Genomic DNA, 13,415 nt, shown 5'->3' with positions numbered 1-13,415 from the left:
TGAAGCATGGAAAGTCAAGCTAGAGTCAAGTTCTATTGTGATGAGGCTAGATGTATTGATTGTCATGGATGTGATGTGGCTTGTAAAGAGGCCCATCACCTTCCTGTGGGAGTCAACCGAAGAAGAGTGGTGACCCTCAATGAAGGTCTTGTAGGCAAAGAGAAATCCCTCTCTATTGCCTGCATGCACTGCTCTGATGCCCCTTGTGCTCAGGTCTGCCCAGTGGACTGCTTCTATGTTCGAGCCGATGGGATTGTATTGCATGACAAAGAGAAGTGCATTGGATGCGGTTACTGCCTCTATGCCTGCCCCTTTGGTGCTCCTCAATTCCCCAAGAGTGGAATCTTTGGTTCAAGAGGACCTATGGATAAGTGCACCTTCTGTGCTGGAGGTCCTGAAGAGACTCACAGCGAGAAGGAGTATAAGCTCTATGGACAGAATCGTATCGCTGAGGGCAAAGTCCCTGTATGTGCAGCGATGTGCTCCACCAAGGCACTCCTAGCAGGAGATTCTGATAGCATCTCGCTCATCATTCGTGAGAGAGTGCTCAAGCGAGGCAGTGGAACAGCCAGTGTTCCTTACACCTGGTCACAAGCCTACAAGGATTAAGAATGAAAAAGCCTCTATTGCCCCTCCTCTCCCTTCTGGGAGCCTTGGGGGCACAAGCTTCTGAGAATCTCAAGGAGCCCTTGGATTTCAGCTACAACACCCAAATCTATGGAAAGCCCATGATTGAGGCAATCCCCACTTGGGGAAGTGGAGGGATTCTAGGTCTTGGAGAGATTGGAGGAATAGGAGGATTAGGAGAGCTCTTCACCTTCTTGCAAAGTGGTTACTTTGCTCTTATCTTCCTAGCGATCATCATCGCTATCCCTTTGGTCTTCCTAGGTCACTATATGGTGATTGGACCCAAGCGATTCTCTCATGAGGGGAAGAAGATCAAGGTCTTTAACACCTTCAACATCATGGTGCACTGGATTGCAGGGATTCCCTTTGTGCTTCTTTGCATCACAGGACTTCTGATGGTCTTTGGAGATGCCCTAGGGGGTGGAGCTTTTATTCGATTCGCTAGAGATGTGCATGGATTAGCCACGATCATCTTTGCGATCTTTGGTCCCCTCATGTTCATCATGTGGGTGAAGCACGCTCTCTTTAAGATGTATGACATCGACTGGATGCTCATTCTTGGAGGGTATCTAAGCAAGGTGAAGAGACCTATTCCTGCAGGCAAATTCAATGCGGGTCAGAAGATGTGGTTCTGGGTCTGCACGATGGGAGGATTCTTCATGGTCTATAGTGGCTATGTGATGTTCTTCCAAGAGGGCAATATTGAGACCCTAAGACTCATGGCGATCTTGCACAATGTAGTGGGGTTTGCTGTGGTGGCTCTCCTTATGACTCACATCTATATGGCAGCCTTTGCGATTGAGGGTGCATTGCACTCCATCCTAGATGGTCATATGGGTGAAGAGGAGGTAGCGATTCTTCATAGTTTCTACTATAAAGAGTTGCAGGCGGAGGGGAAAGTATGAGACACACCGATAGATTTGTTAAAAAGGTGGTGATTGAACGAATCGGCGATCAGAGAGTGCTCGCCGAGGAGGAAGATGTGGTGATCAAAGAGGAGAGAATCTCTCTCTATCTTAATGGCACCAAGCTTATGTCCATGATGTCTCTTCCTTCCGATCAAGATGCTCATGCGGTGGGCTTCTTGATGAGTGAGGGGGTGATTGAGAAGATCGAAGACTTAAAGAGTGTTCAAATCTCTTCTGATGGGAGCTCTGTCTATGTAGAGGCTCTCATCAACCATGAGAACATCACCAATCTCTTCAAAGAGAAGACACTCACTTCAGGTTGTTGTGTCGGAGTGACGGGGAATCTTGAAGGCAATGTCCTAAGAAAGTTCATCGCTACTCCCATGCAGATTTCTTTGGAGAGAATCTGGGAAGGGATGGAAGAGTTTGAGATGAGCAGCCATCTCTTTCATGAGACAGGCTGCGTTCATAAAGCCTCCCTTCTCTTAGAAGATGGAAGCAAGATCACGGCTGAGGATATTGGTCGTCATAATGCAATTGATAAGGTGATGGGTAAAGCCAGGCTAGGGAGAATAGATACAGAGAAGGCTGTGCTAGTGGTGAGCGGAAGACTCTCCATGGAGATGGTGGTTAAAGCTGTCATGCACAACATTCCCATGATTGTCTCTAGGGCAGCAGCAACCTTTCTTGGAATCAAGACAGCCCAAGAGCTAGGGGTGACTCTAGTGGGCTTTGCTAGAGGGGAGAAGATGAATATATTCCCATCAGGGTCACGAATATAGAGGGAGAGGAGGGGGGAGCGACTTCCAGTGCCGCTCACCGCTTCCTCTATGACTCAATGCCTTTCGCACGTAAATGACTGCTACTTTTGACAATGGTTCTAAAGTGATAAAACATAGATCAGCAGAACCAGCTTTAGGATGTCTAGCTTTAGGCTCAAACTCTTTGCCAACTTCATGCAAATTGATTTTCCCACCAACATAGCTTAATGCTTTACGCCCAGCGAAGTCAATCTCTTTCATTCCAAGCACTTCCGTATAAAAACTTACACTCCTTTGGATGTCGGCTACGGTTAGAACAAAGTGGTCGAGTCGTTCTATCATCGCCTTCCCTTTTAAACCCTAAAAAACTCCCGATACCACTTCACAAAACGGGCGATTCCCTCTTCTATGGAAGTGTTAGGCTTGTAGTGGAGATTCTCCACAAGATCGCTTACATCCGCATAGGTGGCAGGTACATCCCCCATCTGGAGAGGAAGCATGTTCTTCTTGGCCACCTTGCCTAGATTCTTCTCAATCTCGGTGATAAAATCCATCAAACGCACGGGTGAGTTATTGCCAATATTGTAGATTTTGTAAGGGGCTTTGGAGCTTCCCGGGTTAGGATGTTTGCCGCTCCAGTTTGGATCACCCATGGGCGGGTTGTCAATCACTCTCACCACTCCCTCCACAATATCATCCACATAGGTGAAATCTCGAAGCATCTCTCCGTGATTGAAAACATCAATCGCCCTATCCTCTAAAATCGCCTTGGTAAAGAGGAAAAGCGCCATATCAGGGCGTCCCCAAGGACCATAGACAGTGAAAAATCTCAGACCCGTGGTCGGAATCTTGTAGAGGTGAGAGTAGGTGTGCGCCATAAGCTCGTTGCTCTTTTTGCTCGCTGCATAGAGACTGATGGGGTGATCCACATTGTCACTCGTGCTAAAGGGCATCGATTCATTGAGTCCATAGACAGAGGAGCTGGAGGCATAGGCGAGGTGTTTCACGCCAAAGTGGCGACACCCTTCAAGAATATTAATGAAACCCACAATATTGCTGTCAATGTAGGCATAAGGATTAGTGAGAGAGTAGCGCACGCCCGCCTGAGCAGCGAGATTGCAGACTTTGTCAAACTTCTCTTGCTCAAAGAGCGCATGGAGCGCCTCTCTATCTTCTAGATTGAGTTTAACGAATCGATAGTTGGACTCTGTGGCGCTAGAGAGGAGCTTGCCATACTCAATAGAAGAGCTCTCAATTCCTGCTCGCTCCAATCGCCCATACTTCACCCTAAGATCATAGTAGTCATTGATATTATCTAGCCCCACGACCTCATCGCCACGCTCTAAAAGCCTTTTTGCCAGATGCGAGCCGATAAAGCCCGCCGTTCCTGTGACTAGAATCTTCATCTCTAAACTCCCAATTCCTTATAGTAGGTCTCTAAAAAGAGACGATTGGCGCTTCCATCAAATTTTCGCTTCCCTAGTCGATCTAGGGCTAGCTCCAATGCATTGACCACCCAAGCGCTCTCATAAACTTCAATGAGTCCCATGTGATTAATACGGAAAATCTTTCCTTTGAGATGGTCTTGGCCGCCTGCAAGATTGACTCCATACTCTTTCTTGAGAAGCTTTCGCATCCCCTCCGCACTCTCCTCATCAATGACGGTCGTCATCGCCACGGCAGGTGCTTTAGGGAAGATCACAAGCCCCAAAGCTTTCATTGCCGCTTGAGTGGCCAACGCTCTAGCGCGCGTCTCCTCATAGATTCTCTCAAAGCCACGCTCTTTGGCCATCTCCAAATATCGCCCAAGCCCAATGATGAGCGTGGTGGGAGCCGTCCATGCGGTGGTGTTTTTGCGCTGATTCTTGATTTCGGTTTTGAGGTTGAAGTAGTAGCCCACATCCCTCTCCTCGATCTTCTCCACCGCTTTGGCTGAAAGGCCGATGATGCTCATACCAGGGGGCAACATGAAAGCCTTTTGACTACCACCGATGAGCGCATCAATGTGGGTGGTCTCTATCTTCTCCACGCCCATCGCGGTGATCGCATCCGCTACGACCATAATATTTGGGTTGTATGCCTTGATCGCCTGAGCAATCTCCTCTACGGGGTGGCGCAAACCTCCTGCGCTCTCGCACACCTGAATGAAAAAAGCATCAATTTCTGAATCGCTCTTTAAAACCTCCATCACTTGAGCAGGAGAAACGGGCGTATCCCAATCATTTTTGATCTCTACGCTAGGAATTTTAAGGGCTTTGGCAATCTTGCCAAAACGCTCGCCAAATTTTCCCGAATTGATCGTGAGGGCCTTTTTGGCGCTCAAAGAGCTCACGCACGCCTCCATTGCTCCCGTGCCCGAGCTCGCCAACATCAGCACCTCGCTCATGCCAAGCATCTCCTGCAAAAGCGCTCTTGTCTTGGCGAAAATCGCCTCAAACTCAGGGGTTCGGTGGTGAATCGTCGGCTCACCCATCGCCACACGAATCGATTCGGGGACGGGGGTAGGACCGGGAGTGAATAGCAACATGAGATTCTCCTAGAATTGGGGGTGAAATAGTGGGGGAATTATAGCCAAAAGCCAGCTAAGAAGAGGGGAGGGGTGGCTCAAAATATTGGCAAAAGAGTTAGGCGCAAAGGGGAAGATTCTAGTAGTTAAATCCATCGGGCAACATGCTTGAGTGAAAACGCACCACCTGATTTCGTCCACTCTCTTTGGCTTTATAGAGAGCAATGTCGGCGAACTTGATCGCTCTCCACACCGTCGGTCCATCCTCGGGGAACATCGAGATTCCTACGCTTAGCGTTTTGCTGAAGCGCTCATGATTGACCTCAAAAACCATCTCAGAGAATCGAGTTCTGATCTTTTGAGCGACTCGTTCTGCTCCTTCGGGTGCACTATTGTAGAGGAGCACGATAAACTCTTCCCCGCCAAATCTCACCGCCAAATCTGCCTCACGAATCGTGTTTTGGATGATATTTGAGAGTCCGCTGATCACTTGATCCCCCACATCATGCCCATAGGTGTCATTCACCATCTTAAAAAAGTCAACATCAATCATCAAAATCGCATAGGTGGTCTTACTTCTTAGGGCTTGGTGAGTCGCGCTCTCAATATATTCCTCAAGAAATTTACGATTATAAAGCCCCGTAAGCGGATCACGCAAAGAGGATTCTTTGAGCATCTCCATGAGCATTCTTGTGTGCAAGATCGCCTTGGCTGCATCAAGATAGTTGTAGATCACTGAGACGAGATTTTTGGCGCGCTCATACTCTTTGTATTGATCAAAAGCAAAGGAGAGTTGCCAGAGCACGGAGGGAGAAATCGCAAAAGAGGCATTGATGTAATATTCATTCTCTTTAGGCATATAGCCACTAAAGACATTGTTAGCGCTATCTCGGTAGAGAGGGATTGCATGGACATATTGTGCGCTAAATTGCAATAGAGTAGAGCCAGCCTCCTCTTCATCCCTTGGATAGATGAGCTCTTCAATGCCATTTTGCACCTGAATAATGGTGAATCGTTTGAGGTTGAGCTTATAGAGGAAGATGGCCGTAATGTTGTCATAGACCTCCTCTTTTTTGTCCAAAAGCTCAATATTGCGTCGGAATTTATAGACATCCGCCAGCTCACCAATGATCTCTTTGGTGCGAATAAGGGGGTTGGAGTTGTATTGATTCTTGTTATAGGCGATAAGAATAGAGATACGCCGATCAATATCACTCACCACTTGATGGAGCTTCTCAGTGAGGCTATTGAGCCACTTGGCGAGCTCTCCCATCTCATCTTTGAGCGGAGTGGAAACTTTATGGGTGAAATCACCCTCTTCGGCATGATGCAAGCTCTTTCTAAAAGCCTCAAAAAGCTCTGTATAGGGGGTGATAAGTCGCCCCACGAGATAGACCGTGAGAAGCAACAGGGCCGTGGCTGCGGCAAGAATCTTCAGTGTTGTGGAGAGTCCCGTGCTCCTAAAAGAGTCAATATCAAAGATCATCGAAATCGCCCCCAGCACCTCTCCCTCTTTGGCCTCATGACAGCTAAGACAGTTGGGGAGACCCTTGGAATCGGCGATATAGGGGATCGTCACCCTCAATGTCACCTCTTTAGCACTCTCTTTGAGAATCTCCGATGCCTTTCCCTCCTCAAGCACCTTCCTATCGATTGCATCTCGCATCGATTCTCCATAAAGGCTAGGGCCAAATTGCGCCTCCACGCTGGGTGCACGAACGAGCCACATCTTTTTGACATTCTCAGAACGAGTGATTTTATCGAGGAAATACTCTCGCTTATCCATCACACCATTGATCATGTGCGCCGTGAGCGCGTCACGGACGAGTTCTGCGGTGAGCTTGGACTTCTCTTTGGCACTTGCGATACCATAGTCACGAAAACTGAGCGTCACCAGCACCACCACCATCAGGGTTAAAAGTCCTAAGGCTAGCGTGCTGATGAAAAGGATTTTCCTTTTAGCGCTCATAAAAGTTTACTCCACGGTTACGCTTTTAGCGAGGTTTCGAGGCATATCGACATCATTACCCAAGCGGACAGATATCTCTAGGGCGAGAATTTGTAACACCACCATCATCTCGAAAAACTCCTCCATGTAGCTCTCTCGAGCCGCAGTGAAGACGAGGTCATCCGCCCCTTCAAAAGGTTCGGGCGTGATCGCGCAGATGGTGGCATCTCTGGCGGCCAATTCTTCAACATTGCTTTTGATTTTATCATAAAGTAAATTTTTAGGCATTAGGGCTACGGTGAAGAGCTCACTATCAGCCAGTGCGATAGGTCCATGCTTCATTTCACCGCTTGGATAGCCCTCAGCATGGAGGTAGCTAATCTCTTTGAGCTTCAGTGCCCCCTCGAGCGCTAGAGGATAGAAGATGTCTCGTCCGATAAAAAAGAATCCATGTCCATGCAAATAGCGCTTGGAGAGCTTTTTGAGGCGTTCATGGAGGCGTTCATCCACCCTGGTGAGCTTGGCCGATTCGACCATGGAGTGAATCTGCCCCTCAATCTCTTCTTTCAAGAGAGTGTGGCGAATCTTGGCGATATGAAGTGAAAGCATCCAAAGAACCATCACTTGCGTGGCAAAAGCTTTGGTGCTAGCGACCCCTTTTTCGATTCCTGCGCGAGTGAGAATCGAACAATGTGCCTCCCTCACGATAGAGCTATTGTCCATGTTACAGATGGCGAGCGTCTTAAGCCCTGCACGTTTGGCCTGTTTGAGCGCCTCTAGAGTATCTGCCGTCTCTCCGCTTTGACTAATGACCACAAAAAGCTCGCTAGGTCGCATGATGGGCTCTTTGTATCGAAACTCACTGGCGATGGCGACATTGGTCTTGAGCTTGGCGTGGCGTTCTAAAAGGTAGCTCCCCGCCAATCCCGCATGATAGCTCGTGCCGCAGGCGCAGATAGTGATCTCTTCAATTCCCTCCAAGAAACCCGCCTCGATCTCCTCAAAGTGAACCTCTGCGCCCCCCACGCGACCCATCATCGTCTCCACCAACACCTTGTGTTGCTCGTAGATCTCCTTCTCCATGAAGTAGCGGTAGCCCTCTTTTTGAGCGTAGAGCTTATTCACACTAAGGGGTCGAATGAGCGGAAGCTGATCGAAGCTCTTCTCGTCCATGTAGCCCAAATCTCCATCTTGAAGATAGCATACACTGTGCGCATAGCCAATCAGAGGGGCATCTGAAGAGGCAAAATAGACTCCATCACTCCCCTTGCCAATAATCAATGGAGAGCCATTTTTGGCGTAGTAGATTCGATCGGGACTTTTCTTGGTGATAAGAAGAATCGCATAAGCCCCTTTGAGGCGCTTGAGAGTGGCTTTGAAGGCTTCAAACGGGTCAAAAAGCTCTTTGAGGCACTCTTCAAAGAGATGGACGATCACCTCGGTGTCCGTCTGAGAGACGAATCGACACCCCCTCTCGCCAAGCTCCTTTTTAAGCTCTTGATAGTTTTCGATGATTCCATTATGGACGACATTAGAAAACTCCGCCATGTGCGGGTGAGCGTTAATCTCTGTCGGCTTCCCATGGGTCGCCCATCGGGTGTGCCCAATCGCCACGCCAAAGCCACAAGATTCAAAATCCTTGCACTTATTCTCTAAATGACTGAGCTTCCCTACCGCCTTAAAAACAGAGAGCTCCCCCTCTTTGAGGACAGAGATTCCTGCCGAATCATACCCACGATACTCTAGTTCCTTAAGACCGCTTAGAAGGATCGATTTTTTCTCGTTACTCCCGATATAGCCGACGATTCCACACATGAAAACCCTTTATCACAAGAAATCAAGTTTGACTTGCGCCATTATCTCCAATCGTTTCATTTTTTATCATTAATCGCAATCGCCTTCACTAGCTCTCCCTGATGCCTAAAGAAGGCCTCATTCTTCTCAATCAAGAACCAATCTCTCGTCCTCTCTTTGATCGTCATGATCTTCGCGCTAGCAATGTCTATCCCAAAAGCGTCAAAGACTGAAGCAACATGGGCTAGGATTCCCTTCTGATTCTTGGTATTGAGGCGAATTTCGGCGTAACTCTCGGAGTGGTTAGGCTCAAAGATAATATCCTTTTTGAGAATAGTGGGCTTGGGTGCTTTGGGATGGCGCGTCATGTCAAAGCTCTCCGAGATGATCTCCCTAAGCCGCTCCATCTCATCCTCCTCGGCTTTTTCTAGGAACTCGATATGAAAGTATTTGATTCCATCAAACATCTTGAATATCTCCATGGAGGCAACATTAAAGATCGAGAGTTTTCCTAGGAGATAGCCAAGATTTAGCTCTTGGCGCCGAAGAATACTAACAGAGAGAAAATCCTGATTCTCGACTTCAAAGCAAAAATCCTCCACTCCAAGCGCCTTTTTGGAGAGCTCGGCGATTTGAGCAGGAGTGAGCTTGATGAAAAAGAGGGGCGAGGCGATTTGACGAATCTTTTGCCTAAGGGGCGAGGGGAGGGCTAGAAACTCTGCACTCCTCTCCAAAAGATCAAGACGCTTAAGTTTCCTTGTCGCATCCCCTAGGAGCTCTCGCTTCTCAAAGGTCGCCTTGGCATTTTTGTAGAGCTCTAGGAGCAGCTTTTCAATGAACTTATTGAATCTCCCCGGACTCACCGCGCTCACATCCGCATAGGTGAGCAAGAGGAGGAGATCGAGATTTTCTGGCTCTTTGAGGCGCGAAACAAACTCCAAAAGAACTTCCTCGCTGTAGATATCTTGCTTTTGCGCCACAGAGCTCATGAGCGTATGGAATCGCACCAAAAGCCCTCCTCGCTCCCTTGATTCTTCGCTGAGTAAAAAGCGTTTGCTCCACGATCTAAAAAGCGTCTCTCCGACAAGGTGATGATCCCTAGAGCGCCCTTTGCCCGCGTCATGAAAAAGCACGAGAAGCTTCAAAAGAAGAAGCGATTCTTGATCCAAAGAGCCATAGAGCTCGCTCAAAAAGGGGTGCGAGTCCCTCTCCAAGGCCTCCAAGATTTCAAGCGCCTTGAGCGTGTGCAGATCGACAGGATAAGCATGATAACCATCAAACTGAGGCAGATGGCGAATCTTTGCCAAAGGAGGAAGCACCTCGCCCAGCTTGCCCGCCTCATAGAGTGCTCGGAAGAATCGATGGCTTTGGGGCTTAAGAAGAAGCTCTTTGAAACGCTCCCTCTCTTTTTTGCTGCTAAGAGTGAGTTTGGATCGATGGAGCCGCTCCACCACTCCTTCACTCATTTCAGGAATGGTCTCAAGCTCCAAAAGTTTGCCCAAAAACTCTCCAATCCTGAAACGCTTTAGCGCCCCGCGCGCATAGAGCCTCTCACTAGAGGAGCTCTTAAAGAGAAAAAGTCCTCCCTCTTGCCTCGCCTCTTTTCTCTCTCTCCATGAATAGGCAGGTAAAAGTCCATGGCGACGGTAGATTTGGCGCAATACATAGGCACAAAAATGCTCAATTTCATGCATACAAAGGAGTGTCTTTTTAGCCAAACCAAACTGATCTTTGGAGGAATCTTGACTCTCCATGCCAAGCTTTTTGGCGACAAAGGGGAGAAGCTCTAGATTGAGTGTGTCATTTTTCTTTTGATTCACTAGATGCATCGCGTCCCTTAGGCGAAAAAGGAACTCTAGGGAGGAGCGGAAGTCGCGGTAACGCTCCTCATCATAGAGCTGCCCCTCCATCTCTTTGGGGTTTTTGACATTATAGAGAACATAGAGCACCCAAAAGAGCATATTGGCGTCTCTAATTCCCCCGCGCCCCTCTTTGATATTGGGCTCCATGGAGGCTTCAAACTTCTTATGCCGCTCTAGATACTCTAGATACTTCTCCCTCAAAAATCCCTCTTTATTGTCCTTGCGAATCTGCTCGATTCTAGCCTCTGTCTCCATGTAGAGAATCTTGGAACCGCAGATAAAACGCGCCTCCAAAAAAGAGGTTTTGATGGTGATGTCGCTCCTTGAAACCTCTAAAAGCTCACCCACTTCATGCACTCGATGGCTGATCTTGAGTCCACAATCCCACCCGATATGGATCATCTTCTCAATCATCTCTAAAAGGTTATATCCTCCCACCTCCTTATAGACGATCATGAGGTCAATATCAGAATGAACACTAAGCTGCTCCCTCCCATAGCTCCCTAGCGCAATGAAGACAAGAGGAACATGGTTGAGCGGAGGAAGATACTCTTTGAAGTAGCGTCGAATCACTGCTTTATAGACAAAGGCAACCAATCTATCCATCTCTCTTGCATGACGATAGGAGAAGTGGCGACCCAAATTTTGATCAAACTTCTCCTCCAATCCCTCCATGTAGTGCCTCACTTCGCCTTTGATGGCTTTAGAGACTGCCAGCTCATCCTCTAAATCGGTTAAACTCTCTTCAAAAAGCTCCTGCATCTGCCCCTCTTTTAAGTAGCCAAAGTAGCCAACAGAATACAAAACTCTTCCTTGATTAGTCAAAAAAGTCCTATAATCCTTGCCAAAACAACCCAAGGAGAGATCATGTCCACCCCCTCACCCCATTGTGCCCTCTGCGGAATTGCCCTTGGCGAACGACTCTGCAGGGATAGCGAAGGCAAATCACCCGCCTTTTGCCCCACCCAAAATTTTTCTGAAATCAAAGAGGAGAATAGCGCCCTCTATGAAGGAGAAACGAAGCGTTTTGCAAAAAATGCTGCAATCCAAGAAGCCTCCTGTTATGAGGGAAGAGAGCAGGGTTACGCCCACTTGCGCCCCGCCAAACCTCGAATCGAAGAGATCATTGAGTTTGCCCAAAAGATGGGCTATCAAAAGCTGGGGTTGGCCTTTTGTATGGGCCTTAGAAATGAAGCCAAAGCGGTGGAGCTACTCCTCCAAAAGCGAGGCTTTGAAGTGGTTTCCGTCATCTGCAAAGTGGGCAATAGCGACAAAAGCACCCTTGGAATCGACGAAGAGGATAAACTCATCCCCCATACACCTGAAGCGATGTGCGATCCCCTCCTTCAGGCGCGTCTGCTCAATGAGAGTCAAACCGATTTCAACATCATGTTAGGGCTATGCGTGGGACACGATTCGCTCTTTCTCAAAGCTTCAGAAGCCCTCTGCACTGTCTTTGCCGTCAAAGATCGATTATTAGGACACAATCCTCTAGCCGCGATTTACACGCTAGAGAGCTACTATCGCTCACTCAAAGAGGGGTGAAAAATAAGTATTTTATCACTTCTTTTTCACACGGTTTAGATAACATCGCGCCAGCATGAAACCAAAATGCTATTTTTCTTCTTTACTATCCGTTGTCAATTTTAGGCCAAGGAGGAGAAGATGTTCAATCCACCCAAAGAGGTTAGTTTTGATCCCCACAAGGTGATCGTAGGTGCCATGAAAGGCTCTAAAGCGGTCAAGAACTACTTCAAAGGCAAAAGAAAGGGCGTCTGCTAAAGAGGCAGACGGCTCTCCCCCTTAACCCTCCGCTTCTTTTAGCCCAAACACTCTATAATACCGCCCAAACACCTTTAAATAACAGAAGGAAGGCTCTGTGTCGCTTCGCCCCCTCTTTTTTGGCGCTCTTTTTCTCTCTTCTCTCCTAGCAGAGGGGAGGAATCTCACCCTTTGGCTCTCGGAACCTGATGGCACCACGCGCCGCCTTACAGGGGTGAAGCTAGAGGAGAAGGACCAGGCGATAGAGATTCTTCTGCCCACCAAAGAGGGAGAATCCCCCCGAATCCTTCATCTTCTCCTCACGGATGAAGAAAATGGCGCCAAAGCTACCCCTCTCATCGAGCAGCCCACGATAAACAAAGAGCAGCTCCGTGTGGTGGAGATCAAGCCTCCCGGATTCAAAGAAGAGAGCTCAAACGAGGAAGAGGAGCAACCACGGCTCTACAGGGAGTATCACGATAGAAAGAATCTCTTTGGCTCTTTTTTAGGAATCATCCCCCATCATCCTAACTACATCCTCCCCTTTAGCCATAGCCTCAATGACCGCAAGGGGGAGAGCAAAAAGACCGAAGCCAAATTCCAAATCAGCTTCAAAACTCTCCTAGCCCAAAGCCTTTGGGGAAGCAAGTTTGACCTCTATCTCGCCTACACCCAGCGCTCCTATTGGCAGGTCTATGATGGGGATGATTCGCGCCCCTTTAGGGAGAGCAACTATGAACCAGAGATTTTCCTCTCCTACCCCACCGAAATTCCCCTCTTTGGAGGGAGATTGGAGCAGGTCAATTTTGGACTCAACCACGAATCCAATGGCAAAGATATCGAAAAATCAAGAAGCTGGAATCGAGCCTTTATTGAAGGCATCTACAATCATGGAAATCTCTTTTTGGGGCTAAAGGGGTGGTATCGACTGCCTGAAAAAGAGAAGAGCTCCCCATTGGATCCTAATGGAGATGACAATCCAGACATTCACAACTATCTAGGCTATGGAGACCTAAAAATAGGCTACCTGCTAGAGAAGCACCTCTTTAGCGCAACCCTCCGCAACAACCTCCGCTCCAAAGGAGAGAATCGAGGCTCGCTTCTCCTAGACTACTCCTACCCCATCCAAAACCACCTCTACTTCTATCTGCAATATTTCAGCGGATATGGCGAGAGTCTCATTGACTATAATCGAAGCGTGGAGCGAATCGGGGCAGGATTCCTCTTCACGCGATAAACTAAAAACAA

At 48.1% G+C, this 13,415-nt stretch carries 11 protein-coding genes; 5 read left to right on the top strand and 6 right to left on the bottom strand.

What is annotated here, in order from left to right; genetic code table 11:
- Nucleotides 1-6 precede the first annotated feature (6 nt).
- Genes fdh3B through fdhD form a run of 3 tightly spaced genes read left to right on the top strand, consistent with a single transcriptional unit; the run spans nucleotide 7 to nucleotide 2,317 of the window.
- Nucleotides 7-609 carry a formate dehydrogenase FDH3 subunit beta gene (gene fdh3B / locus WS_RS00145; protein ID WP_011138001.1) on the top strand — a complete coding sequence of 201 codons (603 nt, stop codon included), beginning with the start codon at nucleotides 7-9 and terminating at the stop codon, nucleotides 607-609.
- 2 nt (nucleotides 610-611) lie between these two features.
- The gene (locus tag WS_RS00140; protein WP_011138000.1) at nucleotides 612-1,532 is read left to right on the top strand and encodes a formate dehydrogenase subunit gamma; all 921 of its coding nucleotides are present in this window, start codon (nucleotides 612-614) and stop codon (nucleotides 1,530-1,532) included.
- Nucleotides 1,529-2,317, top strand: coding sequence for a formate dehydrogenase accessory sulfurtransferase FdhD (gene fdhD / locus WS_RS00135; RefSeq protein WP_011137999.1), 789 nt, complete (start codon nucleotides 1,529-1,531; stop codon nucleotides 2,315-2,317). The genes WS_RS00140 and fdhD overlap by 4 nt, the downstream gene beginning before the upstream one ends.
- Here fdhD and WS_RS00130 read toward each other — a convergent pair.
- From WS_RS00130 to WS_RS00105, 6 genes are all read right to left on the bottom strand, one after another.
- Entirely contained in the window at nucleotides 2,306-2,638 is a 333-nt protein-coding gene (locus WS_RS00130) for a VOC family protein (protein WP_232501937.1), read from the bottom strand. The two genes, fdhD and WS_RS00130, sit on opposite strands and share 12 nt — an antisense overlap.
- Nucleotides 2,639-2,649: 11 nt before the next feature.
- On the bottom strand, nucleotides 2,650-3,702 hold the full coding sequence (locus tag WS_RS00125) for an NAD-dependent epimerase (RefSeq protein ID WP_011137998.1): 1,053 nt from the start codon (nucleotides 3,700-3,702) through the stop codon (nucleotides 2,650-2,652).
- A gap of 2 nt (nucleotides 3,703-3,704) precedes the next feature.
- A complete protein-coding gene (locus tag WS_RS00120) occupies nucleotides 3,705-4,823 on the bottom strand; it encodes a pyridoxal-phosphate-dependent aminotransferase family protein (protein WP_011137997.1) in 1,119 nt (372 codons plus the stop codon).
- A 118-nt stretch (nucleotides 4,824-4,941) separates the two neighbouring features.
- Nucleotides 4,942-6,771, bottom strand: coding sequence for a GGDEF domain-containing protein (locus tag WS_RS00115; protein ID WP_011137996.1), 1,830 nt, complete (start codon nucleotides 6,769-6,771; stop codon nucleotides 4,942-4,944).
- 6 nt (nucleotides 6,772-6,777) lie between these two features.
- Entirely contained in the window at nucleotides 6,778-8,565 is a 1,788-nt protein-coding gene (gene glmS, locus WS_RS00110; RefSeq protein WP_011137995.1) for a glutamine--fructose-6-phosphate transaminase (isomerizing), read from the bottom strand.
- A 56-nt stretch (nucleotides 8,566-8,621) separates the two neighbouring features.
- Nucleotides 8,622-11,210 carry a [protein-PII] uridylyltransferase family protein gene (locus tag WS_RS00105; protein ID WP_049770596.1) on the bottom strand — a complete coding sequence of 863 codons (2,589 nt, stop codon included), beginning with the start codon at nucleotides 11,208-11,210 and terminating at the stop codon, nucleotides 8,622-8,624.
- Between the two features lie 63 nt (nucleotides 11,211-11,273).
- On the opposite strand from WS_RS00105, the gene WS_RS00100 reads away from it, so the two are divergent.
- A complete protein-coding gene (locus WS_RS00100; RefSeq protein ID WP_011137993.1) occupies nucleotides 11,274-11,951 on the top strand; it encodes a DUF1847 domain-containing protein in 678 nt (225 codons plus the stop codon).
- A gap of 334 nt (nucleotides 11,952-12,285) precedes the next feature.
- Nucleotides 12,286-13,404, top strand: coding sequence for a phospholipase A (locus tag WS_RS10510; RefSeq protein WP_011137992.1), 1,119 nt, complete (start codon nucleotides 12,286-12,288; stop codon nucleotides 13,402-13,404).
- The last annotated feature ends 11 nt before the right edge of the window (nucleotides 13,405-13,415 follow it).

Origin of the sequence: Wolinella succinogenes DSM 1740 (assembly GCF_000196135.1) — a bacterium.
GTDB classification, from domain to species: Bacteria; Campylobacterota; Campylobacteria; order Campylobacterales; family Helicobacteraceae; genus Wolinella; species Wolinella succinogenes.
Note: the sequence above shows the minus strand (reverse complement) of the source record. Positions and strands in the feature narration are given on the sequence as shown.

Excerpts from the sequence above, each read along its gene's own strand:
- WS_RS00125 (WP_011137998.1), bottom strand. The coding sequence starts at position 3,702 with ATGAAGATTCTAGTCACAGGAACGGCGGGCTTTATCGGCTCGCATCTG.
- fdhD (WP_011137999.1), top strand. The coding sequence starts at position 1,529 with ATGAGACACACCGATAGATTTGTTAAAAAGGTGGTGATTGAACGAATC.
- WS_RS00120 (WP_011137997.1), bottom strand. The coding sequence starts at position 4,823 with ATGTTGCTATTCACTCCCGGTCCTACCCCCGTCCCCGAATCGATTCGT.
- WS_RS00115 (WP_011137996.1), bottom strand. The coding sequence starts at position 6,771 with ATGAGCGCTAAAAGGAAAATCCTTTTCATCAGCACGCTAGCCTTAGGA.
- WS_RS00140 (WP_011138000.1), top strand. The coding sequence starts at position 612 with ATGAAAAAGCCTCTATTGCCCCTCCTCTCCCTTCTGGGAGCCTTGGGG.
- WS_RS00130 (WP_232501937.1), bottom strand. The coding sequence starts at position 2,638 with ATGATAGAACGACTCGACCACTTTGTTCTAACCGTAGCCGACATCCAA.
- WS_RS00100 (WP_011137993.1), top strand. The coding sequence starts at position 11,274 with ATGTCCACCCCCTCACCCCATTGTGCCCTCTGCGGAATTGCCCTTGGC.
- fdh3B (WP_011138001.1), top strand. The coding sequence starts at position 7 with ATGGAAAGTCAAGCTAGAGTCAAGTTCTATTGTGATGAGGCTAGATGT.
- glmS (WP_011137995.1), bottom strand. The coding sequence starts at position 8,565 with ATGTGTGGAATCGTCGGCTATATCGGGAGTAACGAGAAAAAATCGATC.